This window comes from Pseudomonas glycinae, assembly GCF_001594225.2.
Taxonomy (GTDB): domain Bacteria; phylum Pseudomonadota; class Gammaproteobacteria; order Pseudomonadales; family Pseudomonadaceae; genus Aquipseudomonas; species Aquipseudomonas glycinae.
Genome location: NZ_CP014205.2, coordinates 5,990,278 through 6,012,154, shown reverse-complemented (window position 1 = coordinate 6,012,154; position 21,877 = coordinate 5,990,278). Strand labels below are relative to the sequence as shown.

The window sequence follows — 21,877 nt, the reverse complement described above, 5'->3', positions numbered from 1 at the left end:
GAGTTAATTGTCGTGGCTAAAGAAAAATTTGATCGTTCCCTACCGCACGTAAACGTTGGCACCATCGGCCACGTTGACCACGGTAAAACCACTCTGACCGCTGCTCTGACTCGCGTCTGCTCCGAAGTTTTCGGTTCGGCCGTAGTTGAATTCGACAAGATCGACAGCGCTCCAGAAGAAAAGGCTCGCGGTATCACCATCAACACCGCGCACGTTGAGTACAACTCGAACATTCGTCACTACGCTCACGTTGACTGCCCAGGTCACGCTGACTACGTGAAGAACATGATCACTGGTGCTGCGCAGATGGACGGCGCGATCCTGGTTTGCTCGGCCGCTGATGGTCCGATGCCACAAACCCGTGAGCACATCCTGCTGTCCCGTCAGGTAGGCGTTCCGTACATCGTGGTTTTCCTGAACAAGGCTGACCTGGTAGACGACGCTGAGCTGCTGGAACTGGTTGAGATGGAAGTTCGCGACCTGCTGTCCACCTACGACTTCCCAGGCGACGACACTCCGATCATCATCGGTTCGGCTCGTATGGCGCTGGAAGGCAAAGACGACAACGAAATGGGCACCACCGCTGTTAAGAAGCTGGTGGAAACTCTGGACAGCTACATCCCAGAGCCAGAGCGTGCTATCGACAAGCCTTTCCTGATGCCAATCGAAGACGTGTTCTCGATCTCGGGTCGCGGTACTGTTGTAACCGGTCGTATCGAGCGCGGTATCGTTCGCGTTCAAGACGCCCTGGAAATCGTTGGTCTGCGTGACACTACCACCACCACCTGCACCGGTGTTGAGATGTTCCGCAAGCTGCTGGACGAAGGTCGTGCTGGTGAGAACTGCGGCGTTCTGCTGCGTGGTACCAAGCGTGACGACGTTGAGCGTGGTCAGGTTCTGGTTAAGCCGGGTTCGGTTAAGCCGCACACCAAGTTCACTGCAGAAGTTTACGTTCTGAGCAAGGAAGAAGGCGGTCGTCACACTCCGTTCTTCAAAGGCTACCGTCCACAGTTCTACTTCCGTACTACTGACGTGACCGGTAACTGCGAACTGCCAGAAGGCGTTGAAATGGTAATGCCAGGTGACAACATTCAGATGACTGTTACCCTGATCAAAACCATCGCGATGGAAGACGGTCTGCGTTTCGCAATCCGTGAAGGCGGCCGTACCGTTGGTGCTGGCGTCGTAGCTAAAATCATCGAGTGATCTCTTTATTGAGTCAGCTTTGATGAGTTGAAAAAGCCCCCGCTTAGCGGGGGCTTTTTTATTGGGTTGACACCTATCTGGGGCGTCTATAGAATTGCGCCTCCTTTTAACGGGCGTATTGCGCCCGGTGGGAATAGCAGCCGGAGTCTGAAATCCAATGCAAAATCAGCAAATCCGTATCAGGTTGAAGGCTTTTGACCATCGCCTGATCGACCAATCAACCCAGGAAATCGTGGAAACCGCGAAACGTACTGGTGCTCAAGTGCGTGGTCCAATTCCACTGCCTACCCGTAAAGAGCGGTTCACCGTTCTGGTTTCCCCGCACGTCAACAAAGACGCGCGTGACCAGTACGAGATCCGCACTCATAAGCGCGTTCTGGACATCGTCCAGCCAACGGATAAAACCGTTGATGCACTTATGAAGCTTGATCTTGCGGCCGGTGTGGAAGTGCAGATCAGCCTCGGCTAAGACTCGGTCTTGGTCGTGTAACGCTCTGAAATGGGCGGCCATAGCGGGTGAAAGCCCCGTACACTCATGAGGTTTACAACATGACTATTGGTGTAGTCGGTCGTAAAGCGGGTATGACCCGTATTTTCACCGAAGAAGGTGTCTCCATTCCGGTCACGGTCATTGAGATCGAGCCGAATCGCGTCACCCAGTTCAAAACTGAAGAAACCGATGGCTATCGTGCAGTGCAAGTCACTGTCGGCGAGCGTCGTGCTTCCCGTGTAACAGCTGCTCAGGCTGGCCACTTCGCCAAGGCGAACGTTGCCGCTGGTCGTACCGTAATGGAATTCCGCCTTGAAGAAGGCGAGTACCAGGCCGGCGATCTGATCAACGCTGAAATCTTCGCTGCTGGTCAACTGGTTGATGTAACCGGTCAGTCCAAAGGTAAAGGCTTCCAGGGTACGATCAAGCGTTGGAATTTCCGCGGGCAAGATAACACCCACGGTAACTCCGTATCCCACCGCGTCCCAGGCTCTATCGGCCAGTGCCAGACTCCTGGTCGTGTATTCAAGGGCAAAAAAATGTCCGGTCATATGGGCGCTGAGCGCGTGACCGTGCAGTCCCTGGAAGTAGTGCGCGTGGACGCTGAACGCAATCTGTTGCTGGTCAAGGGTGCTGTTCCTGGCGCTACTGGCGGCAACCTGGTTGTACGTCCAGCAGCCAAGGCTCGCGGTTAAGGGGAAGCTGACATGCAATTAAATGTAAATGACGCTCAAGCGATCGAAGTTTCCGAACTGACATTTGGCGGCGAATTCAACGAGACGCTGGTTCACCAAGCAGTCGTGGCCTACATGGCCGGCGGCCGTCAAGGTAGCAAGCAGCAAAAGACCCGTTCCGACGTTCGTGGTGGCGGTAAGCGCCCATGGCGTCAGAAAGGTACTGGCCGTGCTCGTGCCGGTACTATCCGTAGCCCAATCTGGCGCGGCGGCGGCACCACTTTCGCAGCTCGTCCACAGGATCACTCCCAGAAGCTGAACAAGAAGATGTACCGCGCAGCAATGCGTTCCATCCTTGCTGAGCTGGTGCGTACTGATCGTCTGGTCGTGGTTCAGGATTTCGCAGTTGAAACTCCGAAAACCAAAGACCTGCTGGGCAAACTGAACAACATGAGCCTGACCGACGTTCTGATCGTGTCGGACGCTGTTGATCAGAACCTGTACCTGGCTGCTCGCAACCTGCCGCACGTAGATGTGCGTGACGTGCAAGGTTCCGATCCAGTTAGTCTGATCGCATACGACAAGGTGTTGATCACCGTGTCGGCCGTGAAGAAATTCGAGGAGCTGCTGGGATGAACCAGGAACGCGTATTTAAAGTTCTGCTTGGCCCGCACGTTTCCGAGAAGGCTACGGTTCTGGCAGACAAGAAAGGCCAGTTCGTTTTCAAGGTTGCTACTGACGCAACCAAGCTGGAAATCAAGAAGGCCGTCGAAAGCCTGTTCAGCGTGAAAGTTGAGCGTGTTACTACCCTGAACGTTCTGGGTAAGAGCAAGCGCACCGCTCGCGGTCTGGGCAAGCGTAATGACTGGAAGAAGGCAGTTATCTCCCTTCAGCCAGGCCAAGATCTCGATTTCAGCAGCAGTGCTGAGTAAGGAAGGGGTGCATCATGGCAATCGTTAAATGCAAACCGACTTCCCCTGGCCGCCGTTTTGTGGTCAAGGTGGTCAACCAGGAGCTGCATAAAGGCGCTCCTCACGCACCGCTGCTCGAGAAAAAGTCGAAGTCTGGTGGTCGTAACAACAATGGCCGTATTACCACTCGTCACATCGGTGGTGGTCATAAGCAGCATTATCGTCTGGTCGACTTCCGTCGCAACGACAAAGATGGCATCGCTGCCACTGTCGAGCGTATCGAATACGATCCAAACCGTACTGCTCACATCGCTCTGCTGCTGTACGCAGATGGCGAGCGTCGCTACATCATCGCCCCTAAAGGCGTGAGCGCTGGCGACCAGCTGATCGCAGGTGCTCTGGCGCCGATCAAGCCGGGCAACGCTCTGCAACTGCGCAACATTCCAGTTGGTAGCACCGTACACGGCATCGAACTGAAGCCAGGTAAGGGCGCACAAATCGCTCGTTCCGCTGGTGCTTCGGCTCAGCTGATCGCTCGTGAAGGCGTTTACGTGACCCTGCGTCTGCGTTCCGGTGAAATGCGTAAAGTACTGGCTGAGTGCCGTGCGACCCTGGGCGAAGTCTCGAACTCCGAGCACAGCCTGCGTTCGCTGGGTAAAGCTGGTGCCAAGCGCTGGCGTGGCGTTCGCCCAACCGTTCGTGGTGTTGCCATGAACCCGGTTGACCACCCACATGGTGGTGGTGAAGGTCGTACCTCTGGTGGTCGTCATCCGGTATCGCCATGGGGCTTCCCGACTAAGGGCGCGAAGACTCGTGGTAATAAGCGTACCGACAAAATGATCGTCCGTCGTCGCAAGTAAATAGAGGGATACGACAGTGCCACGTTCTCTGAAAAAAGGTCCTTTTATTGATCTTCACCTACTGAAGAAGATCGAAGTGGCGGCGGAAAAGAACGATCGCAAACCAATTAAGACTTGGTCGCGTCGTTCGATGATCCTGCCACAAATGGTCGGTCTGACCATCGCAGTACACAACGGTCGTCAGCACGTCCCAGTTCTCGTTAACGAAGACATGGTCGGCCACAAACTGGGCGAGTTCGCCGGTACCCGCAACTATCGCGGGCACGTGGCAGACAAGAAAGCCAAGCGTTAAGGGGTAAGGAAATGGAAGTAGCCGCTAAGTTGTCGGGCGCTCGAATCTCCGCCCAGAAAGCCCGCTTGGTCGCCGACCAGATCCGCGGGAAGAAGGTGGGCGAAGCGCTCAACCTGTTGGCTTTCAGCAGTAAGAAAGCCGCCGAGATCATGAAAAAAGTGCTGGAGTCGGCCGTAGCCAACGCCGAGCATAACGAAGGCGCAGACGTTGATGACCTGAAGGTCAGCACCGTTTTCGTCAACGAAGGGCGTTCGCTGAAGCGCATCATGCCACGTGCCAAAGGCCGTGCTGATCGCATCGTCAAGCGGTCTTGCCATATCACTGTCAAGGTTGCTGACAAGTAACGGAGTCGAAGAGATGGGTCAGAAAGTACATCCCATTGGCATTCGCCTGGGAATCGTCAAGGAGCACACCTCCGTCTGGTACGCAGACGGTCGGACTTATGCGGACTACTTGTTCGCTGATCTGAAGGTGCGTGAATACCTCCAAGACAAACTAAAAAGCGCGTCCGTAAGCCGTATCGATATCCATCGTCCGGCCCAAACTGCACGCATCACCATCCACACCGCTCGTCCAGGTATCGTTATCGGGAAGAAAGGTGAAGATGTTGAGAAACTGCGTCAGGACCTGACCAAGCAAATGGGTGTGCCTGTGCACATCAATATCGAAGAGATCCGCAAGCCGGAACTCGACGGTATGCTGGTTGCGCAGAGCGTAGCTCAGCAGCTGGAGCGTCGTGTAATGTTCCGTCGCGCCATGAAGCGCGCTGTACAGAACGCCATGCGCATTGGTGCCAAAGGCATCAAAATCCAAGTGAGCGGTCGTCTCGGCGGTGCTGAAATCGCACGTACTGAATGGTATCGCGAAGGTCGTGTGCCACTGCACACCCTGCGTGCCGACATCGACTATGCCAACTACGAAGCTCACACCACTTACGGTGTGATCGGTGTAAAGGTTTGGATCTTCAAAGGCGAAGTAATTGGTGGTCGCCAAGAAGAGCTGAAGCCACAAGCACCAGCGCCTCGTAAAAAAGCTGCTAAGTAAGGGGTACGCCAAATGTTGCAACCTAAGCGTACGAAGTTCCGCAAGCAGATGACCGGCCACAACCGTGGTCTGGCACTGCGCGGTAGCAAAGTCAGCTTCGGCGAGTTCGCGCTGAAGTCTGTAGCTCGTGGTCGTCTCACCGCTCGTCAGATCGAGTCAGCGCGTCGTGCTCTGACCCGTCACGTAAAACGTGGCGGCAAGATCTGGATCCGTGTATTCCCGGACAAGCCGATCTCCAAAAAGCCTCTCGAGGTTCGTATGGGTAAAGGTAAGGGTAACGTGGAGTACTGGGTTGCCCAGATTCAGCCAGGCAAAGTCCTGTATGAAATCGAGGGTGTTTCTGAAGAGCTGGCGCGTGAGGCTTTCGCCCTGGCTGCTGCAAAGCTGCCGCTCGCCACCTCCTTTGTTAAACGGACGGTGATGTGATGAAAGCGAATGAACTTCGTGAAAAATCCGCACAGCAGCTGAACGAGCAACTGCTCGGCTTGCTGCGCGACCAGTTCAATCTGCGTATGCAGAAAGCAACTGGCCAGTTGGGGCAGTCTCATCTGCTCTCGCAAGTTAAGCGTGACATCGCTCGCGTGAAGACTGTGCTCAACCAGCAGGCAGGTAAGTGATCATGGCTGAAGCCGAAAAAACTGTCCGTACGCTGACTGGCCGTGTTGTCAGCGACAAGATGGACAAAACCATCACCGTTCTGATCGAGCGTCGCGTTAAGCACCCGATCTACGGTAAATACGTTAAGCGTTCGACTAAGCTGCACGCGCACGACGAAACCAACCAGTGCCACATCGGCGACAAAGTCACTATTCGTGAAACTCGTCCGATGGCCAAGACCAAGTCTTGGGCGCTGGTTGATGTTCTCGAACGCGCTGTGGAAGTCTAAGGGCTAGGGGTCGGAGAAATTATATGATTCAGACTCAATCCATGCTCGATGTGGCCGATAACAGCGGCGCTCGCCGCGTTATGTGCATCAAGGTGCTGGGTGGCTCCCATCGTCGTTACGCTGGTATCGGTGACATCATCAAAGTTACCGTGAAGGAAGCAATTCCTCGCGGTAAGGTGAAAAAAGGCCAAGTGATGACTGCTGTTGTAGTCCGCACTCGTCACGGCGTACGTCGTGCTGATGGCTCCATTATCCGCTTTGATGGCAACGCTGCTGTTCTTCTGAACAACAAGCAAGAGCCGATCGGCACCCGTATCTTTGGGCCAGTGACCCGTGAGCTTCGTACTGAGAAGTTCATGAAGATCGTCTCGCTCGCCCCAGAAGTGCTGTAAGGAGATCCGACATGCAAAAGATTCGTCGTGACGACGAGATCATCGTGATCGCCGGCAAAGACAAAGGTAAGCGCGGTAAGGTGCTGAAGGTTCTTGCTGACAACCGTCTGGTTGTTGGTGGTCTGAACCTGGTCAAGCGTCATACCAAGCCTAACCCGATGTCGGGCGTACAGGGCGGTATCGTCGAGAAAGAAGCGCCACTGCACGCTTCCAACGTCGCCATCTTCAACGGCGAAACCAACAAGGCTGACCGCGTTGGTTTCAAAGTAGAAGACGGTAAGAAAATTCGTGTCTTCAAGTCGACCCAAAAAGCGGTTGATGCTTGAACACTGCTAGGTAGAAGACCATGGCACGACTAAAAGAGATTTACCGGAAGGAAATCGCTCCGAAACTTAAGGAAGAACTTAAGCTTTCGAACGTGATGGAAGTTCCGCGCGTTACCAAAATCACCCTGAACATGGGTCTGGGCGAAGCGATCGGCGACAAAAAAGTCATCGAGCACGCTGTTGCTGACCTGGAAAAGATCACCGGCCAGAAAGTCGTTGTGACCTACGCTCGCAAATCCATCGCTGGCTTTAAAGTCCGTGAAGGTTGGCCGATCGGCGTCAAAGTGACCCTGCGCCGTGAGCGTATGTACGAGTTCCTGGATCGTCTGCTGTCGATCTCCCTGCCTCGGGTTCGCGACTTCCGCGGCCTGAATGCCAAGTCCTTCGATGGTCGTGGCAACTACAGCATGGGCGTGAAAGAGCAGATCATTTTCCCGGAAATCGACTACGACAAGATCGATGCTCTCCGCGGTCTGGACATTACCCTGACCACCACTGCCAAGAACGATGATGAAGGCCGCGCTCTGCTGCGTGCTTTCAAATTCCCGTTCCGCAACTGATTGGAGTAGGAAAATGGCCAAGAAGAGCATGAAAAACCGTGAGCTGAAGCGTCAGCTCACCGTTGCCAAGTACGCCGTCAAGCGTGCAGCGCTTAAAGCTATCATCGTCGATCTGAACGCAAGTCCAGAAGCGCGTTGGGAGGCTACCGTAGCTCTGCAGAAGCAACCACGTGACGCAAGCGCTTCGCGTATGCGTAACCGTTGCCGTCTGACCGGTCGTCCGCACGGCGTTTACCGCAAGTTCGGCCTCGGCCGTAACAAACTGCGTGAAGCGGCAATGCGTGGTGACGTACCAGGTCTGGTTAAAGCCAGCTGGTAATTGCTGTCAAAGCCTTGATGGTCGGAGTCGAAAGAACCTGACCATCGGTGGCCTTGAGATTGAATCAAGCCCCTTTTGGGGCTTGATTCATTTCTGGGGTATGTCTAGAATGACCGGCTCGCCTGAGCCCGTGTTTTTTATGCCCGGAGTTTCTCGGCGACAAGTAGTAGCCGCAAGGCTAATTTTTCTGTATTAGGAGCGTCTAGCCCATGAGTATGCAGGACCCGTTAGCGGACATGCTAACTCGAATCCGTAATGCCCAGATGGCTGAAAAGTCCGTCGTAAGCATGCCGTCTTCCACGTTGAAGGTGGCTGTAGCAAAAGTCCTGAAGGACGAAGGTTACATCGCGGGTTATCAGATCAGCAGCGAAACCAAACCGCTGCTGTCCATCGAGCTGAAATACTTCGAAGGCCGTCCGGTCATCGAGGAAGTGAAGCGCGTTAGCCGTCCAGGCCTGCGTCAGTACAAGTCCGTCGAAGAGCTGCCAAAAGTACGTGGCGGTCTCGGTGTGTCTATCGTCTCCACCAACAAAGGTGTGATGACTGATCGTGCTGCGCGCGCTGCCGGTGTCGGCGGCGAAGTTCTTTGCACTGTGTTCTAAGGGGGGATAAGCATGTCTCGCGTCGCTAAGAACCCCGTTAAGCTGCCAGCCGGTGTCGAAGTAAAATTCGCAGGCCAACAGCTTTCGGTGAAGGGTGCCAAGGGTACTCTTGAACTGAACGTCCATTCGTCCGTTGAAGTCGTTGAAGAAGCCGGTGAGCTGCGTTTTGCTGCTCGCAATGGCGATCAACAGACTCGCGCAATGGCCGGTACCACTCGTGCGTTGGTAAACAACATGGTCCAGGGCGTAAGCCAAGGCTTCGAGCGCAAGCTCCAGCTGGTCGGTGTTGGTTACAAAGCGCAAGCAAAAGGTCAGGTGCTGAACCTGGCTCTTGGCTTCTCGCACCCAGTGGATTACGAACTGCCGGAAGGCATCACCGCTGAGACTCCTAGCCAGACCGATATCCTGATCAAGGGCATCGACAAGCAGCTGGTAGGTCAAGTGGCCGCCGAGATCCGCGACTTCCGTCCACCAGAGCCGTACAAAGGCAAAGGTGTGCGCTACGCGGACGAAGTCGTCCGTCGTAAAGAAGCCAAGAAGAAGTAGGGCATAGCAAATGACCGACAAAAAAGTTACTCGACTGCGTCGCGCTCGCAAAGCACGCCTGAAAATGCACGAACTCGAAGTCGTGCGTCTCTGCGTGTTCCGCTCTTCGCAGCACATCTACGCCCAGGTCATTTCGGCCGACGGCAACAAAGTCCTGGCAAGCGCCTCGACTTTGGATAAAGAACTGCGTGATGGCGCCACTGGCAACATCGACGCGGCCACTAAGGTTGGCCAGCTGGTCGCTACGCGTGCTAAGGCCGCTGGCGTCTCGCAGGTGGCTTTCGACCGCTCTGGCTTCAAGTACCACGGCCGCGTTAAAGCGCTGGCTGATGCTGCTCGTGAAGCTGGGCTGGAGTTCTAAGTTATGTCAAATAACGACCAAAAGCGCGACGAAGGCTACATCGAGAAGCTGGTTCAAGTTAACCGCGTAGCCAAAACCGTAAAAGGCGGCCGTATCTTCACTTTCACCGCGTTGACCGTGGTTGGTGATGGTAAAGGGCGTGTTGGCTTCGGCCGTGGCAAGTCGCGTGAAGTGCCTGCTGCGATCCAGAAGGCAATGGAAGCTGCTCGCCGCAACATGATCCAGGTTGATCTGAACGGCACTACTCTGCAGTACGCAATGAAGTCTGCTCATGGCGCTTCGAAGGTGTACATGCAGCCTGCTTCTGAAGGTACCGGTATCATCGCTGGCGGCGCTATGCGTGCTGTCCTCGAAGTTGCTGGCGTTCAGAACGTTCTGGCCAAGTGCTACGGCTCGACTAACCCTGTAAACGTGGTTCACGCCACTTTCAAGGGTCTGAAGGCTATGCAGTCTCCTGAATCCATTGCAGCCAAACGTGGCCTGCGTGTTGAGGAGATCAAGTAATCATGGCTACCGTTAAAGTTACGCTGATCAAAAGCATGACCGGCCGCATCCCTAACCACAAACTGTGCGTTAAGGGTCTGGGTCTGCGTCGCATCGGTCACACTGTAGAAGTCCAGGATACTCCCGAGAATCGCGGGATGATCAACAAGGCTTACTACATGCTGCGTGTCGAGGGTTAATCGATGAAACTCAATGATCTGAGTCCAGCGCCGGGTTCCCGTCGCGAAAAGCATCGTCCGGGCCGTGGTATCGGTAGTGGTTTGGGTAAGACTGGTGGCCGTGGTCACAAAGGTCAGACTTCCCGCTCCGGTGGCACCATTGCTCCAGGCTTTGAAGGCGGTCAACAGCCGCTGCATCGTCGCCTGCCGAAGTTCGGTTTCGTTTCCCTGAAGGCTATGGATCGCGCAGAAGTGCGTCTGTCCGAGCTGGCTAAAGTGGAAGGCGACATCGTCACCGTGCAGTCCCTGAAAGATGCCAACGTGATCAACGTCAACGTACAGCGTGTGAAAATCATGCTGTCCGGTGAAGTGACTCGCGCTGTCACTATCGGCAAGGGAATCGGCGCCACCAAAGGTGCGCGTGCGGCTATCGAAGCAGCTGGCGGCAAGTTCGAGGAATAAATGGCTAAGCAAGGTGCTCTCTCTGCGCTCGGCAAAGGCGGTATGTCTGAACTTTGGGCTCGTCTGCGTTTTCTGTTCCTGGCGATTATCGTCTACCGAATAGGCGCACACATCCCGGTTCCAGGTATCAACCCGGACCGACTCGCAGACCTGTTTCGACAGAATGAGGGGACCATTCTTAGCTTGTTCAACATGTTTTCCGGCGGCGCGCTGGAGCGGATGAGCATCTTTGCGTTGGGGATCATGCCGTACATTTCGGCATCGATCATCATGCAGTTGATGACCGCCGTCAGCCCGCAGCTGGAGCAGTTGAAGAAGGAAGGTGAAGCTGGCCGTCGCAAGATCAGCCAGTACACCCGCTACGGCACCGTCGTCCTCGCTCTCGTTCAGGCCATTGGCATGTCCATTGGTCTGGCGGGGCAGGGCGTTGCGTTCACTGGTGACTTTGGCTTCCATTTCGTCGCGGTTTCCACGTTTGTGGCTGGCGCGATGTTCATGATGTGGCTGGGTGAGCAGATTACTGAGCGTGGTGTAGGCAACGGTATCTCGATGTTGATTTTTTCGGGTATCGTCGCCGGTCTTCCGAGAGCAATCGGGCAGTCTTTCGAGTCTGCGCGTCAGGGCGATATCAACATCTTCGCCTTGGTTGCCATCGGTTTGCTGGCAGTAGCGATTATCGGTTTCGTGGTCTTCATTGAGCGTGGTCAGCGTCGTATCGCTGTTCACTACGCCAAGCGTCAGCAGGGCCGCAAGGTTTTTGCTGCACAGACAAGCCACTTGCCGCTGAAGGTGAACATGGCCGGTGTTATTCCGGCTATTTTCGCGAGCAGCATTTTGCTGTTCCCGGCTTCGTTGGGTGCCTGGTTTGGTCAGTCTGAAGGTATGGGCTGGTTGCAGGACATCTCGCAGTCGATCGCTCCTGGTCAGCCGTTGAATATTCTGCTGTTTAGTGCAGGGATTATTTTCTTCTGCTTCTTCTATACGGCGTTGATGTTCAATCCGAAAGACGTAGCGGAAAACCTGAAGAAGTCCGGTGCCTTTATTCCGGGCATCCGTCCAGGTGAGCAGTCCGCACGCTATATTGATGGCGTTCTGACTCGCTTGACCATGTTCGGTGCTCTTTACATGACGGCCGTGTGCTTGTTGCCCCAGTTCCTGGTGGTTGCAGCAAACGTTCCGTTCTACCTTGGCGGGACCTCGTTGCTGATCGTGGTCGTGGTTGTGATGGACTTCATGTCCCAAGTACAATCGCACCTCGTTTCGCACCAGTACGAATCCCTGATGAAGAAAGCCAACCTGAAGGGTTACGGCAGCGGCATGTTGCGCTGAGTACCCATAAGGTTCGAGGAGTTGGTGATGAAAGTTCGTGCATCGGTGAAAAAGCTGTGCCGTAACTGCAAGATTATTCGCCGCGAAGGTGTTGTTCGAGTAATTTGCAGCGCGGAACCGCGTCACAAACAGCGCCAAGGCTGAGTGTGATTGTGCTTCAAGCCCGGTAGCTAGTGCGCTACCGGGTTGATTATTTGTTATTACAGCGATATTATCTCGCGCCCTATTTCTTGGCTTCCGGGGCGTAGGTAGCTGTCAATTGGAGTCCCACTGAATGGCCCGTATTGCAGGCGTTAACATTCCAGATAACAAGCATACTGTTATCTCGCTGACCTACATCTATGGTGTTGGTCGCACTACTGCACAGAAGATCTGTGCAGAGACTGGGGTAAACCCAGCCGCAAAGATCAAGGATCTGAGCGACGAGCAGATTGAACAGCTGCGTGGCGAAGTGGCGAAGTTCACCACTGAAGGTGACCTGCGTCGCGAAATCAACATGAAAATCAAGCGCTTGATGGACCTCGGTTGCTATCGCGGTCTGCGTCATCGTCGTGGTCTGCCAGTACGCGGTCAGCGTACCAAGACCAACGCGCGTACCCGTAAAGGTCCGCGTAAGCCGATCCGCAAGTAATCGCCCCAGCGAATCGACAGGAATTTAATCATGGCAAAACCTGCTGCTCGTCCTCGTAAAAAAGTTAAAAAGACAGTGGTTGATGGCATCGCCCACATCCATGCCTCTTTTAACAACACCATCGTGACCATCACCGACCGTCAAGGTAACGCTCTTTCCTGGGCTACCTCCGGTGGTTCGGGTTTCCGCGGTTCCCGCAAGTCCACCCCGTTCGCTGCTCAGGTAGCCGCTGAACGTGCTGGTCAAGCTGCGCTGGAATACGGCCTGAAAAACCTCGACGTGAACGTCAAGGGCCCAGGTCCAGGTCGTGAATCCGCAGTCCGCGCTTTGAACGGCTGTGGCTACAAGATCGCCAGCATCACCGACGTGACGCCAATCCCGCACAACGGGTGCCGTCCGCCGAAGAAGCGCCGCGTGTAATCCAGGAGATTGTAAAGAATGGCTCGTTACATTGGTCCAAAATGCAAACTCGCTCGTCGCGAAGGCACCGATCTCTTCCTGAAGAGCGGCGTGCGCGCGATCGAATCGAAGTGCAACATTGAAGCAGCACCTGGTATCCACGGCCAACGCCGCGGTCGCCAGTCCGATTACGGCACCCAACTGCGCGAAAAGCAGAAGGTCCGTCGTATCTACGGCGTTCTCGAGCGTCAGTTCAGCGGCTACTACAAGGCTGCTGCCAGCAAGAAAGGTGCAACCGGTGAAAACCTGCTGCAACTGCTCGAATGCCGTCTGGACAACGTTGTATACCGTATGGGCTTCGGTTCGACTCGTGCCGAATCCCGTCAGCTGGTATCGCACAAGTCGATCAGCGTTAACGGTCAGACCGTAAACGTTCCGTCCTACCAGGTTCGTGCTGGTGACGTGGTTGCTGTTCGCGAGAAGGCAAAGAACCAACTTCGCATTGTCCAAGCTCTCGAGCTGTGCGCCCAACGTGGTCGCGTAGAATGGGTAGAGGTAGATGCTGAGAAGAAGTCGGGCGTTTTCAAGAACGTTCCTGCTCGCAGTGATCTGTCCGCCGACATCAACGAAAGCCTGATTGTCGAGCTCTACTCCAAGTAAGTAAGGGCTAGAAAATAGGTGCATCCATGCAGATTTCGGTAAATGAGTTCCTGACACCCCGCCACATTGATGTGCAGGTTGTCAGTCCAACCCGCGCCAAGATCACTCTCGAGCCTCTCGAGCGTGGTTTTGGCCACACCCTGGGCAACGCGCTGCGCCGCATCCTGTTGTCCTCAATGCCCGGCTGCGCAGTAGTCGAGGCCGAGATTGACGGTGTGCTCCACGAGTACAGCGCCATCGAAGGTGTACAGGAAGACGTAATTGAAATCCTGTTGAACCTTAAAGGTCTGGCCATCAAGCTGCACGGTCGTGACGAAGTTACGCTGACCTTGTCGAAGAAGGGTTCGGGGGTGGTTACCGCTGCCGATATTCAGCTGGATCATGATGTCGAGATCGTTAATCCCGATCACGTAATCGCTAACCTGGCGTCTAACGGCGCCCTGAACATGAAGCTCACCGTAGCTCGTGGTCGTGGTTATGAACCAGCCGACTCGCGTCAGAGCGATGAAGACGAAAGCCGCAGCATCGGTCGCTTGCAGCTCGACTCTTCGTTCAGCCCGGTTCGCCGTATCGCATACGTGGTGGAAAACGCCCGTGTCGAGCAGCGTACCAACCTGGACAAGCTGGTTATTGATCTGGAAACCAACGGTACCCTGGATCCTGAAGAGGCTATCCGCCGCGCTGCAACCATCCTGCAACAGCAGTTGGCTGCGTTCGTCGACCTCAAGGGTGACAGTGAGCCAGTGGTTGTCGAGCAGGAAGACGAGATCGATCCGATCCTGCTTCGCCCGGTTGACGATCTGGAACTGACTGTACGTTCGGCTAACTGCCTTAAGGCGGAAAACATCTACTACATCGGCGACCTGATTCAGCGTACCGAAGTAGAGCTGTTGAAGACTCCGAACCTGGGCAAGAAATCCTTGACCGAAATCAAGGACGTTCTGGCCTCCCGCGGTCTGTCCCTCGGCATGCGCCTCGACAACTGGCCGCCTGCAAGTCTTAAGAAGGACGACAAGGCGACTGCCTGATCGTCGTAATCACCGAACGTAGTGTTTGGTAAGGAATGAACCATGCGTCATCGTAAAAGTGGGCGTCACCTGAGCCGCACCAGCTCGCACCGCAAGGCCATGTTCCAGAACATGGCGGTGTCGCTGTTCGAGCACGAGCTGATCAAAACTACTCTGCCAAAAGCCAAAGAACTGCGCCGCGTTGCCGAGCCGCTGATCACTCTGGCCAAGACAGACAGCGTTGCTAACCGTCGTCTGGCTTTCGACCGTACTCGTTCGAAAGCTATCGTTGGTAAGCTCTTCAACGACCTGGGCAAGCGTTACGCTACCCGTGAGGGTGGCTACCTGCGCATCCTCAAGTGCGGTTTCCGCGCTGGCGACAACGCGCCTATGGCGTACGTCGAGCTGGTTGATCGTGCTGTCGGCGGTGAAGCTGTATCCGCTGAGTAAGACATCAGTCTGAAACAAGGAACCGGGCCTAGTGCCCGGTTTTTTGTGTCTGTAAGAAATGCGCTGTTCGTACAAGCTTCTACCCTGTTTGGGTCTGCACTATGTGCGGGGATTTATCGTTAGTTTTTATCTATTGCTGACCATAAGTTAATGAATTTGTGGCTGTCATATTGATGATCGATACTCCCCAACAAGCCGATTAGCCGGCAGTTCAAGACCGATAGAGGAAGAAGATCGCATGAGCCAGAACAAGACGCTTACGACCGCCAGTGGCGCACCTGTCGCCGATAACCAGAACTCTCGCTCCGCCGGCCCTCGTGGTCCGTTGTTGCTCGATGATTTCCACCTGATCGAGAAGCTTGCTCACTTCAACCGGGAAAACATTCCTGAGCGTCGTGTACACGCCAAGGGTTCGGGCGCATACGGCACTTTCACGGTCACTCGCGACATTACGCAGTACACCAGCGCCAAACTGTTCTCTGCTGTCGGCAAGCAGACACCGACCTTCCTGCGTTTCTCCACGGTCGGTGGTGAGCGTGGTTCGGCCGACACCGAGCGCGATCCACGTGGCTTCGCCCTCAAGTTCTATACCGAAGAAGGCAACTGGGACATCGTTGGCAACAACACGCCCGTTTTCTTCATCCGTGATCCATTGAAATTCCCTGACTTTATCCACACCCAGAAGCGACTGCCGCAAAGCAATCTGAAAAGCGCGCAGATGATGTGGGACTTCTGGTCGCATTCGCCTGAAGCGCTGCACCAGGTCACGATTCTGTTCTCTGATCGCGGTATACCGGACGGATATCGCCACATGCACGGTTTCGGCAGCCACACCTACAGCCTGATCAGTGCTCAAGGCGAGCGTCACTGGGTGAAGTGGCACTACAAGACCAAGCAAGGGATCAAGAACCTTGCGCCGGCAGACGCGGCACGCCTGGCGGGCACTGATCCGGATTACGCACAGCGTGACCTTTTCGAAGCCATCGAGCGTGGTGACTTCCCGAAATGGAGCGTATGCATCCAGGTCATGACCGAAGCCCAAGCCGCTGCGCACTATGAGAACCCGTTCGACGTGACCAAGACCTGGTCGCAGAAGGAGTTTCCACTGATCGAGGTGGGTGAGTTGGAGCTGAACCGTAATCCACTCAACTACTTTGCCGAAGTTGAGCAAGCTGCGTTCGGTCCGAGCAACATGGTGCCCGGCGTAGGCCTGTCGCCGGATCGCATGCTGCAAGGTCGCGTGTTTGCCTACGCGGATGCGCATCGCTATCGCGTCGGTACCAATCACCAGCAATTACCGGTGAACGCCCCGCGCAGTCCGGTGAATACTTATCAGCGCGACGGTTCGATGGCATTCGGCAGCAATGGTGGAGCGGCGCCTAATTACGAGCCCAACAGCTACGTGGAGTCGCCGAAACAGGCGCCGCATTACGCTGAACCTGCGCTGGCCTTGAGTGGTGCGGCTGATCGCTACGATCACCGCGAAGACAGCGACTACTACAGCCACGCCGGTGCGCTGTTCCGTTTGATGAGCGACGAACAGAAGGCGTTGCTGGTCAGCAACATCGCCGGTGCGATGGCGGGTGTTTCGAGTGATGTGATCGACCGTCAGCTGCAGCATTTCTACAAGGCCGATCCGGCGTACGGAGAAGCAATCGCAAAGCTGCTCAACGTACAGCTTAACGAAGTCTAAACGAGAAGCAGAACCGCCCTCATTCGGGCGGTTTTTGCGTTATTTAGGCTGCTTTTCTCAGAATATCTTCGCTTTTATTGCGCGAAGTGAGTGACCTTCCAGTCAGGTTGGTTCAAACTACAGACTTTCAAGCAGGGAGATGTAGGGCGATGCAAGGCCACCCAGACGTTATCGATTACCTCAACACGTTGCTGACCGGCGAACTGGCCGCGCGTGACCAATATTTTGTTCACTCGCGGATGTATGAGGACTGGGGATTCACCAAGCTCTACGAACGAATCAACCACGAGATGGAAGAGGAGGCCGGCCACGCCGATGCGCTGATGCGCCGGATTCTGATGCTCGAAGGCACTCCGCGCATGCGCCCGGATGATCTGGATGTCGGCACTACGGTGCAAACCATGCTCGAAGCGGATCTGCGCCTTGAATACAAGGTGCGCGCCGCGCTGTGCAAGGGCATAGAACTGTGCGAACAGCACGGCGACTATGTCAGTCGCGAGATCCTGCGGGTTCAGCTCAATGACACCGAAGAAGATCACACCTACTGGCTTGAAAAGCAGTTGGGCCTGATCAAGCTGATCGGTATCCAGAACTACCTGCAGTCCCACGCGTCCTGATTGCAATTGATACAAAAAAGCCCCTGTCACTGACGAAGTGACAGGGGCTTTTTCATGCCCGGCAATCAGGCCCGATCACGAATCAACAGCGGCTTGAGATAGTGACCGGTATGAGATTGCTTCATCTCGGCCACTTCCTCAGGCGTACCGGTGGCAATGATCTGTCCACCTTTCGAACCACCCTCGGGGCCAAGATCCACCAGCCAGTCGGCGGTCTTGATCACGTCGAGGTTGTGCTCGATCACCACCACGGTGTTGCCGTGGTCGCGCAGGCGATGCAGTACGTCGAGCAGTTGCTGGATATCCGCGAAATGCAGGCCAGTGGTCGGCTCATCGAGGATGTACAGGGTTTTGCCGGTATCGCGTTTGGACAGCTCGCGGGACAACTTGACCCGCTGGGCTTCACCCCCGGACAGCGTGGTAGCCGACTGCCCGAGCTTGATGTACGACAGCCCCACATCCATCAGCGTTTGCAGTTTGCGCGCCAGCGCCGGCACCGCGTCGAAGAACTCGCGCGCTTCCTCGATGGTCATCTCGAGGGTTTCGTGGATGTTCTTGCCCTTGTATTTGATCTCCAGGGTTTCGCGGTTGTAGCGCTTGCTCTTGCACACGTCGCACGGGACGTAGATGTCCGGCAGGAAGTGCATTTCCACCTTGATCAGACCGTCGCCCTGGCAAGCCTCGCAACGTCCGCCCTTGACGTTAAACGAGAAACGTCCAGGGCCATAACCACGGGAGCGGGACTCGGGTACGCCGGCGAACAGCTCACGAATTGGCGTGAACAGCCCGGTATAGGTCGCCGGGTTGGAACGTGGCGTACGACCGATCGGGCTCTGGTCGATGTCGACGACCTTGTCCAGATGCTCCAGGCCCTTGATGCTGTCATGAGCTGCCGCTTCCAGGGTGGTCGCGCCATTGAGTGCCGTGGCGCTCAAAGGGAACAGCGTGTTGTTGATCAACGTCGATTTGCCCGAGCCGGAGACACCGGTCACGCAGGTCAGCAGGCCGATCGGGATTTCCAGGTCGACGTTGCGCAGGTTGTTGCCCCGCGCGCCCTTGAGCGACAGCACCTGCTTCTTGTTACGCGGCGTGCGCTTGGCCGGTACTTCGATCTTGACCCGGCCCGACAGGTATTTGCCGGTCAGCGAATCCGGGTGCGCCATGACTTCGTCCGGCGTGCCTTCGGCGACGATCTGCCCGCCATGAACACCGGCGCCCGGGCCGATATCCACTACGTAGTCTGCCAGTCGAATCGCGTCTTCATCGTGCTCGACCACAATCACCGTGTTGCCGATGTCGCGCAGGTGCTTGAGAGTGCCGAGCAGGCGATCGTTGTCGCGCTGGTGCAGGCCAATGGACGGCTCGTCGAGGATGTACAGAACACCCACAAGGCCCGCGCCGATCTGGCTGGCCAGACGAATCCGCTGCGCTTCACCGCCAGACAACGTATCGGCACTGCGATCCAGCGACAGGTAGTCGAGACCGACGTTAACCAGAAACTGCAGGCGCTCGCGAATTTCCTTGAGAATCTTGTCGGCGATTTCGCCGCGGCGGCCGGTCATCTTCAGCGCGCCGAAGTAATCGCAGGCGTCGCCGATCGGCAGGTTGGTCACCGCCGGCAGGGTTTTCTCGCCGACCCACACGTGCCGCGCTTCGCGACGCAGGCGGGTGCCACGGCAATCCGGGCAGGACTGGGTGCTGAGGAACTTCGCCAGTTCTTCGCGCACGCTCGCCGATTCGGTTTCGCGGTAGCGGCGCTCCAGATTCGGCACGATGCCTTCGAACGGGTGCGAGCGTTTGACGATGTCGCCCCGGTCGTTGAGGTATTTGAAATCGACGTTCTGCGAGCCACTGCCGTGCAGGATGTATTTCTGTTGATCGGCCGGCAGCTCGTTGAACGGCTGCTCCAGGCTGAAACCATAATGCGCGGCCAATGAGCCGAGCATCTGGAAGTAATAGACGTTGCGCCTGTCCCAGCCACGGATCGCGCCTTCGGCCAGGGTCAAATCACCGTTGACCAGTCGCTTGATGTCGAAAAACTGCTTCACTCCCAGACCGTCGCAGGTCGGGCAGGCGCCGGCCGGGTTGTTGAAGGAAAACAGCTTGGGTTCCAGCTCGCTGATTGCGTGGCCGCAGATCGGGCAGGCGAAGCGCGCGGAGAAGATCATCTCTTCGCCCGGCTCGTCATCCATCGGCGCCACCAGCGCGATGCCGTCCGCCAGCTTCAGCGCGGTCTCGAAGGATTCCGCCAGACGCTGCTGCAGATCCGCGCGAACCTTGAAGCGGTCGACCACGACTTCAATCGTGTGCTTCTTCTGTTTATCAAGTTTCGGCAGTTCATCCAGCTCGCAGAGCCGGCCGTTGACCCGGGCCCGGACGAAGCCCTGGGCACGCAGTTCTTCGAACACCGACAGGTGCTCGCCCTTGCGCTCGCGGATCACCGGCGCCAGCAGCATCAGCTTGCTGCCTTCCGGCTGGGCGAGTACCAGATCGACCATCTGGCTTACAGTCTGCGCTTCCAGCGGAATGTCGTGATCCGGGCAGCGTGGCGTACCGACGCGGGCATAGAGCAGACGCAGGTAGTCGTAGATTTCGGTGATGGTGCCGACCGTGGAACGCGGGTTGTGCGAGGTCGACTTCTGTTCGATGGAGATCGCCGGCGACAGGCCTTCGATGGTGTCGACGTCGGGTTTTTCCATCATCGACAGGAACTGCCGGGCGTAGGCCGACAGGGATTCGACATAGCGGCGCTGACCTTCGGCGTACAGCGTGTCGAAAGCCAGGGAAGACTTGCCGGATCCGGACAGGCCGGTGATGACGATCAGTTTGTCCCGTGGCAGGGTCAGGTCGATGTTCTTCAGGTTGTGGGTGCGGGCCCCACGAATCAGGATCTTGTCCAAAATGGCCTCGCTCGGCGGGCGTCGAAAACACAGGAGTATACGGCCAAATACTGGATGGATGCACACTATCAAGTGAAGGGTTTTTTGCCTTACATGAAGAGAGTTTCATCTGTACGCGTCAAAGCGTCGCGATATACCCCGTCTCTCGATGGGACTGGTAGAATCGCCGCCGGTTCACACGAGGTTTTTCCATGCACGATCCCCACAGCGAACGCATGAGTGGCAGCGAGACCCGCGCGGCGAGCGGTCTGGCCCTGGTGTTCGCCTTCCGTATGCTTGGCATGTTCATGGTGTTGCCGGTACTGGCGACCTACGGCATGGATCTGGCGGGAGCGACCCCGGCCCTGATCGGGCTGGCGATCGGCGCTTACGGCCTGACCCAGGCGATTTTCCAGATTCCGTTCGGGATCATTTCCGACCGCATCGGCCGGCGTCCGGTGATTTACCTGGGGCTGATCGTCTTCGCCCTCGGCAGTGTGCTGGCGGCTCAGGCCGATTCGATCTGGGGCGTGATTGCCGGGCGGATCCTGCAGGGCGCCGGCGCTATTTCTGCGGCGGTCATGGCGTTGCTCTCCGACCTGACCCGCGAACAGCACCGCACCAAGGCAATGGCCATGATCGGCATGACCATCGGCCTGTCGTTCGCCGTGGCGATGGTGGTCGGCCCGCTGCTGACCCGTGCGTTCGGCTTGTCCGGCCTGTTTCTCGCCACCGGCGGCATGGCCCTGGTCGGGATCGTGATCGTGATGTTCATGGTGCCGAAATCCACCGGGCCGCTGAGTCATCGCGAGTCCGGCGTTGCACGCCAGGCGTTGATGCCGACGCTCAAGCACCCGGACCTGCTGCGGCTGGACCTGGGCATTTTTGTGTTACATGCGATGTTGATGTCGAGCTTCGTCGCACTGCCCCTGGCGCTGGTCGAAAAGGCCGGTCTGCCCAAGGAGCAGCACTGGTGGGTGTACCTCACCGCACTGCTGATTTCCTTCTTCGCCATGATTCCGTTCATCATCTACGGCGAGAAGAGACGCAAAATGAAACGAGTTCTGCTCGGCGCCGTGATGACGCTGATGCTGACTGAGCTATTCTTCTGGCAGTTCGGCGACAGCCTGCGGGCTCTGGTGATCGGGACGGTGGTGTTCTTCACCGCGTTCAATCTGCTGGAGGCATCGCTGCCGTCGCTGATCAGCAAGGTTTCACCGGCAGGTGGCAAGGGCACGGCCATGGGCGTGTACTCCACCAGTCAGTTCCTCGGTTCGGCACTCGGCGGTATTCTCGGCGGCTGGATGTTCCAGCATGGCGGTCTGTCGGTTGTGTTCCTCGGATGTGCCGGGCTGGCTGCACTTTGGCTGGCCTTTGCTGTTACCATGCGCGAACCTCCCTACGTGACGAGCCTGCGCCTGCCGTTGTCGCCCGAAGCGATCCGCGAAGCGGGTCTGGTCGAGCGTCTCAAGGCCCTCGTAGGGGTAACTGATGCAGTGATAGTCGCTGATGAAGCGGCGATCTACATCAAACTGGACACCGAATTAATGGATCGCACCACTCTCGAACGCCTGGTGAACAACCCGGCGCAGACTGCGTGCGAAGCCTAGGAGAACGTT

Annotated in this window: 33 protein-coding genes; 32 read left to right on the top strand and 1 reads right to left on the bottom strand. The window is 56.4% G+C overall.

Going from position 1 to position 21,877, the window contains the following annotated elements:
* Nucleotides 1-12: 12 nt before the first annotated feature.
* The 31 genes from tuf (at nt 13) to bfr (ending at nt 17,379) form a co-directional block, all read left to right on the top strand.
* Complete coding sequence (tuf, locus tag AWU82_RS27515) at nt 13-1,206, top strand: elongation factor Tu (protein ID WP_010220303.1); 1,194 nt, start codon at nt 13-15, stop codon at nt 1,204-1,206.
* Between the two features lie 157 nt (nt 1,207-1,363).
* Nucleotides 1,364-1,675 carry a 30S ribosomal protein S10 gene (rpsJ, locus tag AWU82_RS27510; RefSeq protein ID WP_003186070.1) on the top strand — a complete coding sequence of 104 codons (312 nt, stop codon included), beginning with the start codon at nt 1,364-1,366 and terminating at the stop codon, nt 1,673-1,675.
* Nucleotides 1,676-1,755: 80 nt separating this feature from the next.
* Nucleotides 1,756-2,391, top strand: a complete 636-nt coding sequence (gene rplC, locus AWU82_RS27505; protein ID WP_007955641.1) for a 50S ribosomal protein L3 — start codon at nt 1,756-1,758, stop codon at nt 2,389-2,391.
* Nucleotides 2,392-2,403: 12 nt separating this feature from the next.
* Entirely contained in the window at nt 2,404-3,006 is a 603-nt protein-coding gene (rplD, locus tag AWU82_RS27500; RefSeq protein WP_003228735.1) for a 50S ribosomal protein L4, read from the top strand.
* Entirely contained in the window at nt 3,003-3,302 is a 300-nt protein-coding gene (rplW, locus tag AWU82_RS27495) for a 50S ribosomal protein L23 (protein ID WP_002555488.1), read from the top strand. Before rplD ends, rplW begins: the two co-directional genes overlap by 4 nt.
* A gap of 14 nt (nt 3,303-3,316) precedes the next feature.
* Nucleotides 3,317-4,141 (top strand): 50S ribosomal protein L2, encoded by an 825-nt coding sequence (rplB, locus tag AWU82_RS27490; RefSeq protein WP_003186055.1) that lies wholly within the window; start codon nt 3,317-3,319, stop codon nt 4,139-4,141.
* 16 nt (nt 4,142-4,157) lie between these two features.
* A complete protein-coding gene (rpsS, locus tag AWU82_RS27485) occupies nt 4,158-4,433 on the top strand; it encodes a 30S ribosomal protein S19 (protein ID WP_011336172.1) in 276 nt (91 codons plus the stop codon).
* Nucleotides 4,434-4,444: 11 nt separating this feature from the next.
* A complete protein-coding gene (gene rplV / locus AWU82_RS27480) occupies nt 4,445-4,777 on the top strand; it encodes a 50S ribosomal protein L22 (protein WP_003103908.1) in 333 nt (110 codons plus the stop codon).
* 13 nt (nt 4,778-4,790) lie between these two features.
* Entirely contained in the window at nt 4,791-5,477 is a 687-nt protein-coding gene (gene rpsC, locus AWU82_RS27475) for a 30S ribosomal protein S3 (protein WP_003176422.1), read from the top strand.
* Between the two features lie 12 nt (nt 5,478-5,489).
* Nucleotides 5,490-5,903, top strand: coding sequence for a 50S ribosomal protein L16 (gene rplP / locus AWU82_RS27470; RefSeq protein ID WP_003228729.1), 414 nt, complete (start codon nt 5,490-5,492; stop codon nt 5,901-5,903).
* A complete protein-coding gene (gene rpmC / locus AWU82_RS27465; protein ID WP_002555481.1) occupies nt 5,903-6,094 on the top strand; it encodes a 50S ribosomal protein L29 in 192 nt (63 codons plus the stop codon). The genes rplP and rpmC overlap by 1 nt, the downstream gene beginning before the upstream one ends.
* Nucleotides 6,095-6,096: 2 nt before the next feature.
* Nucleotides 6,097-6,363 carry a 30S ribosomal protein S17 gene (rpsQ, locus tag AWU82_RS27460; protein WP_003194644.1) on the top strand — a complete coding sequence of 89 codons (267 nt, stop codon included), beginning with the start codon at nt 6,097-6,099 and terminating at the stop codon, nt 6,361-6,363.
* Between the two features lie 23 nt (nt 6,364-6,386).
* Nucleotides 6,387-6,755 carry a 50S ribosomal protein L14 gene (rplN, locus tag AWU82_RS27455; protein WP_002555479.1) on the top strand — a complete coding sequence of 123 codons (369 nt, stop codon included), beginning with the start codon at nt 6,387-6,389 and terminating at the stop codon, nt 6,753-6,755.
* 11 nt (nt 6,756-6,766) lie between these two features.
* A complete protein-coding gene (gene rplX, locus AWU82_RS27450) occupies nt 6,767-7,081 on the top strand; it encodes a 50S ribosomal protein L24 (protein ID WP_003186046.1) in 315 nt (104 codons plus the stop codon).
* 20 nt (nt 7,082-7,101) lie between these two features.
* Complete coding sequence (gene rplE / locus AWU82_RS27445) at nt 7,102-7,641, top strand: 50S ribosomal protein L5 (RefSeq protein WP_003210069.1); 540 nt, start codon at nt 7,102-7,104, stop codon at nt 7,639-7,641.
* A 13-nt stretch (nt 7,642-7,654) separates the two neighbouring features.
* Nucleotides 7,655-7,960, top strand: a complete 306-nt coding sequence (gene rpsN, locus AWU82_RS27440; RefSeq protein ID WP_007955639.1) for a 30S ribosomal protein S14 — start codon at nt 7,655-7,657, stop codon at nt 7,958-7,960.
* A 209-nt stretch (nt 7,961-8,169) separates the two neighbouring features.
* The gene (gene rpsH, locus AWU82_RS27435; RefSeq protein WP_011336171.1) at nt 8,170-8,562 is read left to right on the top strand and encodes a 30S ribosomal protein S8; all 393 of its coding nucleotides are present in this window, start codon (nt 8,170-8,172) and stop codon (nt 8,560-8,562) included.
* A 12-nt stretch (nt 8,563-8,574) separates the two neighbouring features.
* Nucleotides 8,575-9,108, top strand: a complete 534-nt coding sequence (gene rplF, locus AWU82_RS27430; RefSeq protein WP_011336170.1) for a 50S ribosomal protein L6 — start codon at nt 8,575-8,577, stop codon at nt 9,106-9,108.
* A 10-nt stretch (nt 9,109-9,118) separates the two neighbouring features.
* On the top strand, nt 9,119-9,469 hold the full coding sequence (gene rplR / locus AWU82_RS27425; RefSeq protein ID WP_003186037.1) for a 50S ribosomal protein L18: 351 nt from the start codon (nt 9,119-9,121) through the stop codon (nt 9,467-9,469).
* A 3-nt stretch (nt 9,470-9,472) separates the two neighbouring features.
* A complete protein-coding gene (rpsE, locus tag AWU82_RS27420; protein WP_007955637.1) occupies nt 9,473-9,973 on the top strand; it encodes a 30S ribosomal protein S5 in 501 nt (166 codons plus the stop codon).
* Nucleotides 9,974-9,975: 2 nt separating this feature from the next.
* Nucleotides 9,976-10,152 carry a 50S ribosomal protein L30 gene (gene rpmD / locus AWU82_RS27415; protein WP_003176408.1) on the top strand — a complete coding sequence of 59 codons (177 nt, stop codon included), beginning with the start codon at nt 9,976-9,978 and terminating at the stop codon, nt 10,150-10,152.
* Nucleotides 10,153-10,155: 3 nt separating this feature from the next.
* Nucleotides 10,156-10,593 (top strand): 50S ribosomal protein L15, encoded by a 438-nt coding sequence (gene rplO, locus AWU82_RS27410; protein ID WP_003228720.1) that lies wholly within the window; start codon nt 10,156-10,158, stop codon nt 10,591-10,593.
* Nucleotides 10,594-11,922 carry a preprotein translocase subunit SecY gene (secY, locus tag AWU82_RS27405; protein WP_003228718.1) on the top strand — a complete coding sequence of 443 codons (1,329 nt, stop codon included), beginning with the start codon at nt 10,594-10,596 and terminating at the stop codon, nt 11,920-11,922.
* Nucleotides 11,923-11,949: 27 nt separating this feature from the next.
* Complete coding sequence (rpmJ, locus tag AWU82_RS27400; protein WP_002555468.1) at nt 11,950-12,066, top strand: 50S ribosomal protein L36; 117 nt, start codon at nt 11,950-11,952, stop codon at nt 12,064-12,066.
* A 130-nt stretch (nt 12,067-12,196) separates the two neighbouring features.
* Complete coding sequence (rpsM, locus tag AWU82_RS27395) at nt 12,197-12,553, top strand: 30S ribosomal protein S13 (RefSeq protein ID WP_009045849.1); 357 nt, start codon at nt 12,197-12,199, stop codon at nt 12,551-12,553.
* Between the two features lie 30 nt (nt 12,554-12,583).
* Nucleotides 12,584-12,973, top strand: coding sequence for a 30S ribosomal protein S11 (rpsK, locus tag AWU82_RS27390; protein ID WP_002555466.1), 390 nt, complete (start codon nt 12,584-12,586; stop codon nt 12,971-12,973).
* 18 nt (nt 12,974-12,991) lie between these two features.
* A complete protein-coding gene (gene rpsD, locus AWU82_RS27385) occupies nt 12,992-13,612 on the top strand; it encodes a 30S ribosomal protein S4 (protein ID WP_011336168.1) in 621 nt (206 codons plus the stop codon).
* Between the two features lie 26 nt (nt 13,613-13,638).
* A complete protein-coding gene (locus AWU82_RS27380; RefSeq protein ID WP_003186012.1) occupies nt 13,639-14,640 on the top strand; it encodes a DNA-directed RNA polymerase subunit alpha in 1,002 nt (333 codons plus the stop codon).
* A 42-nt stretch (nt 14,641-14,682) separates the two neighbouring features.
* Complete coding sequence (rplQ, locus tag AWU82_RS27375; protein ID WP_007955635.1) at nt 14,683-15,069, top strand: 50S ribosomal protein L17; 387 nt, start codon at nt 14,683-14,685, stop codon at nt 15,067-15,069.
* A 238-nt stretch (nt 15,070-15,307) separates the two neighbouring features.
* On the top strand, nt 15,308-16,762 hold the full coding sequence (locus tag AWU82_RS27370; protein WP_064382245.1) for a catalase: 1,455 nt from the start codon (nt 15,308-15,310) through the stop codon (nt 16,760-16,762).
* Nucleotides 16,763-16,911: 149 nt separating this feature from the next.
* Nucleotides 16,912-17,379 carry a bacterioferritin gene (gene bfr, locus AWU82_RS27365; protein WP_064382244.1) on the top strand — a complete coding sequence of 156 codons (468 nt, stop codon included), beginning with the start codon at nt 16,912-16,914 and terminating at the stop codon, nt 17,377-17,379.
* A gap of 65 nt (nt 17,380-17,444) precedes the next feature.
* On the opposite strand, the gene uvrA is transcribed toward bfr, so the two are convergent.
* Nucleotides 17,445-20,279, bottom strand: a complete 2,835-nt coding sequence (uvrA, locus tag AWU82_RS27360) for an excinuclease ABC subunit UvrA (protein WP_011336165.1) — start codon at nt 20,277-20,279, stop codon at nt 17,445-17,447.
* Nucleotides 20,280-20,470: 191 nt separating this feature from the next.
* On the opposite strand from uvrA, the gene AWU82_RS27355 reads away from it, so the two are divergent.
* On the top strand, nt 20,471-21,868 hold the full coding sequence (locus AWU82_RS27355; RefSeq protein ID WP_039771979.1) for an MFS transporter: 1,398 nt from the start codon (nt 20,471-20,473) through the stop codon (nt 21,866-21,868).
* Nucleotides 21,869-21,877: the final 9 nt, after the last annotated feature.

Bases quoted from the DNA above. Each gene is read 5' to 3' on its own strand.
- rpsJ (WP_003186070.1), top strand. From the start codon at position 1,364: ATGCAAAATCAGCAAATCCGTATCAGGTTGAAGGCTTTTGACCATCGC.
- rplC (WP_007955641.1), top strand. From the start codon at position 1,756: ATGACTATTGGTGTAGTCGGTCGTAAAGCGGGTATGACCCGTATTTTC.
- rplD (WP_003228735.1), top strand. From the start codon at position 2,404: ATGCAATTAAATGTAAATGACGCTCAAGCGATCGAAGTTTCCGAACTG.
- rplW (WP_002555488.1), top strand. From the start codon at position 3,003: ATGAACCAGGAACGCGTATTTAAAGTTCTGCTTGGCCCGCACGTTTCC.
- rplB (WP_003186055.1), top strand. From the start codon at position 3,317: ATGGCAATCGTTAAATGCAAACCGACTTCCCCTGGCCGCCGTTTTGTG.
- rplV (WP_003103908.1), top strand. From the start codon at position 4,445: ATGGAAGTAGCCGCTAAGTTGTCGGGCGCTCGAATCTCCGCCCAGAAA.
- rpsC (WP_003176422.1), top strand. From the start codon at position 4,791: ATGGGTCAGAAAGTACATCCCATTGGCATTCGCCTGGGAATCGTCAAG.
- rplP (WP_003228729.1), top strand. From the start codon at position 5,490: ATGTTGCAACCTAAGCGTACGAAGTTCCGCAAGCAGATGACCGGCCAC.
- rpmC (WP_002555481.1), top strand. From the start codon at position 5,903: ATGAAAGCGAATGAACTTCGTGAAAAATCCGCACAGCAGCTGAACGAG.
- rpsQ (WP_003194644.1), top strand. From the start codon at position 6,097: ATGGCTGAAGCCGAAAAAACTGTCCGTACGCTGACTGGCCGTGTTGTC.
- rplN (WP_002555479.1), top strand. From the start codon at position 6,387: ATGATTCAGACTCAATCCATGCTCGATGTGGCCGATAACAGCGGCGCT.
- rplX (WP_003186046.1), top strand. From the start codon at position 6,767: ATGCAAAAGATTCGTCGTGACGACGAGATCATCGTGATCGCCGGCAAA.
- rplE (WP_003210069.1), top strand. From the start codon at position 7,102: ATGGCACGACTAAAAGAGATTTACCGGAAGGAAATCGCTCCGAAACTT.
- rpsN (WP_007955639.1), top strand. From the start codon at position 7,655: ATGGCCAAGAAGAGCATGAAAAACCGTGAGCTGAAGCGTCAGCTCACC.
- rpsH (WP_011336171.1), top strand. From the start codon at position 8,170: ATGAGTATGCAGGACCCGTTAGCGGACATGCTAACTCGAATCCGTAAT.
- rplF (WP_011336170.1), top strand. From the start codon at position 8,575: ATGTCTCGCGTCGCTAAGAACCCCGTTAAGCTGCCAGCCGGTGTCGAA.
- rplR (WP_003186037.1), top strand. From the start codon at position 9,119: ATGACCGACAAAAAAGTTACTCGACTGCGTCGCGCTCGCAAAGCACGC.
- rpsE (WP_007955637.1), top strand. From the start codon at position 9,473: ATGTCAAATAACGACCAAAAGCGCGACGAAGGCTACATCGAGAAGCTG.
- rpmD (WP_003176408.1), top strand. From the start codon at position 9,976: ATGGCTACCGTTAAAGTTACGCTGATCAAAAGCATGACCGGCCGCATC.
- rplO (WP_003228720.1), top strand. From the start codon at position 10,156: ATGAAACTCAATGATCTGAGTCCAGCGCCGGGTTCCCGTCGCGAAAAG.
- secY (WP_003228718.1), top strand. From the start codon at position 10,594: ATGGCTAAGCAAGGTGCTCTCTCTGCGCTCGGCAAAGGCGGTATGTCT.
- rpmJ (WP_002555468.1), top strand. From the start codon at position 11,950: ATGAAAGTTCGTGCATCGGTGAAAAAGCTGTGCCGTAACTGCAAGATT.
- rpsM (WP_009045849.1), top strand. From the start codon at position 12,197: ATGGCCCGTATTGCAGGCGTTAACATTCCAGATAACAAGCATACTGTT.
- rpsK (WP_002555466.1), top strand. From the start codon at position 12,584: ATGGCAAAACCTGCTGCTCGTCCTCGTAAAAAAGTTAAAAAGACAGTG.
- rpsD (WP_011336168.1), top strand. From the start codon at position 12,992: ATGGCTCGTTACATTGGTCCAAAATGCAAACTCGCTCGTCGCGAAGGC.
- AWU82_RS27380 (WP_003186012.1), top strand. From the start codon at position 13,639: ATGCAGATTTCGGTAAATGAGTTCCTGACACCCCGCCACATTGATGTG.
- rplQ (WP_007955635.1), top strand. From the start codon at position 14,683: ATGCGTCATCGTAAAAGTGGGCGTCACCTGAGCCGCACCAGCTCGCAC.
- AWU82_RS27370 (WP_064382245.1), top strand. From the start codon at position 15,308: ATGAGCCAGAACAAGACGCTTACGACCGCCAGTGGCGCACCTGTCGCC.
- bfr (WP_064382244.1), top strand. From the start codon at position 16,912: ATGCAAGGCCACCCAGACGTTATCGATTACCTCAACACGTTGCTGACC.
- AWU82_RS27355 (WP_039771979.1), top strand. From the start codon at position 20,471: ATGCACGATCCCCACAGCGAACGCATGAGTGGCAGCGAGACCCGCGCG.